At 61.8% G+C, this 2,068-nt stretch carries 1 protein-coding gene; it reads left to right on the forward strand.

The annotated features are described in order from the left end of the window. Positions 1 to 601 precede the first annotated feature (601 nt). Positions 602 to 2,068, forward strand: a 1,467-nt coding sequence (gene kaiC / locus ACXJKR_RS30850; RefSeq protein WP_457326092.1) for a circadian clock protein KaiC, incomplete at its 3' end; no start/stop codon positions are given.

Below are 2,068 nucleotides of genomic sequence, written 5' to 3' on the forward strand. Positions count from 1 at the left end.
ACATCTGCCTGTCCCAGTCGTCAAAAGTTTCGTTTTGGAATCAATGACTTCTGAAGGAGGAGAGGGTGTTTCTTGACGCCGCGTGGCGACAACAAATACCGACTCGGCCGGGGCAGGGCGTTCAACACCGTTTGATTGATCAGGAGCTTCATAGTCCGCGCTGAGGCGCGGATTCGCAATCTCTCATCGTGGGATGTCTGCCGTAGAGATCCTCAATGGGTATGAGACATATTTGTGGCGATGGGGCGATGGGAGTGTGCATCCAAGCTCGGTGGGCATGCTCAGCAGCCGATGGAAGGGGGCAACTACCTACCGAGAGGCGCAAATGTCGCCATTTCCTTATGTGTGTTGTCGCACGGAGGCTAACGAACAAACCGAACAGACTGGCATCCCAACGGGAGCCGATGTCATGCCCCTGAACGAACAGGATGTCATGGATTGCTCGCGCAGTGCTGCTTCGGCTGACTCCATCCCGTTCAAGTCGACAGGGAGAGACTATGTCAGCAAGAATCTTTTGCGCCCATCTGGCTGACCATGCCGCGTGGTCCTTCATTCAGCGCGCGCCGTGCCATGCGCGTCAGATCTTGATGCGGAAGGCCCTGTGAGAGTCGCGCGAACGGAGGCCGCAGCGGGCAAGGCATCGACCGGTGTGGGCGGCTTCGATGACATCACCGGCGGCGGATTGCCGATCGGTCGCACAACCTTGCTGGTCGGCGGGCCTGGCTCAGGAAAAACGATTTTCGCGCTGCAATTCCTTGCGCACGGCGCGCAGGCCTGCAAGGAGCCTGGAATCTTTGTCGCGTTCGAGGAGCACATCGAGCGCATCGTCGCCAACGCGGGCAGCTTCGGCTGGAATCTGCCCGAGCTTCAGCGCAAGCGGCTGTTCTTCATGAATGCCCAACCGCTGCCCGATCTGGTGCAGTCCGGCGACTTCGACCTGAGCGGGATGTTGGCGGTTCTTGGGGCCAAGGCCGACGAAATGAAGGCGCGTCGCATCGTCTTCGATGCCCTCGACATCGTGCTGGCATTGCTGCCCGACGCGGCGGCCAAGCGGCGCGAGATCTACCGGCTGCATGAGTGGCTGCTGGCGCGCCAGTTGACTGGCCTGATCACCGCCAAAGCCGGCGGCGATGACAGCAGTCACAGCAACTCGAGCGGCCCGCAACCGTTCGGCCTGATGCAGTTCATGGTCGACTGCGCGGTGATCCTCAATCACGATGTCGTTCAAGGTGTGTCGCAGCGAAATCTGCGGGTGCAGAAGTACCGCGGCTCGCGCTTCGACGAGGACGAGTCGCCGTTCGTGATCGGCAATGGCGGCTTCGAGGTCGCCGTCGCGCGGGCGCAGGATCGCGGTGACGTGAAAGTCAGCAGCGAGCGCGTATCCAGCGGCGTCGCGCGTCTGGACACGATGCTGGGCGGCGGCTACTACCGTGGCGCCAGCGTGCTGATCACCGGCTTCTCGGGCACCGCAAAGACGACGCTGAGCGGCGCATTCGCCGAGGCTGCCTGCGGGCGCGGCGAACGCACATTGTTCGTCAGCTTCGATTCGGATGGCTCCGAGGTGGCGCGCAACTTGGCATCGGTGGGCATCCGCCTCGACCGATACAAGAAAAGCGGTCTGCTGCGCATGGTCTCGGCCCGCTCCATCGCTGGCAGCGCGGAGACCTATCTGATGCGCATCAAGACGCTGACGGCCGAACACAAGGCTCGCTGCCTGGTCATCGATCCGGTCTCCACATGGTCGGAATCGGGCAACTACCTGACCGCCCACAGCGTGGCCGAACGGTTGATCGATTGGTCGAAATCTGAAGGCATCACCTTGATCTGCACCCGTTTGCTGGGCGAGATGTCCAGCCTGGCCGAGGGCGGTTCACCGCTGCAGATCTCGGCGGTGGCGGACACCTGGATCCATCTCGACTACCTGGTGCAGGCGGGCGAGCGCAATCGTGGCCTGTCCATCATCAAATCACGCGGCACAGCGCATTCGAACCAGGTGCGCGAGCTGATCCTCAGCGACTCCGGCGTGACCCTGACCGATACCTATACCGCCGGTGGTGAAGTCCTGATG

This window comes from Roseateles sp. P5_E11 (assembly GCF_054049355.1).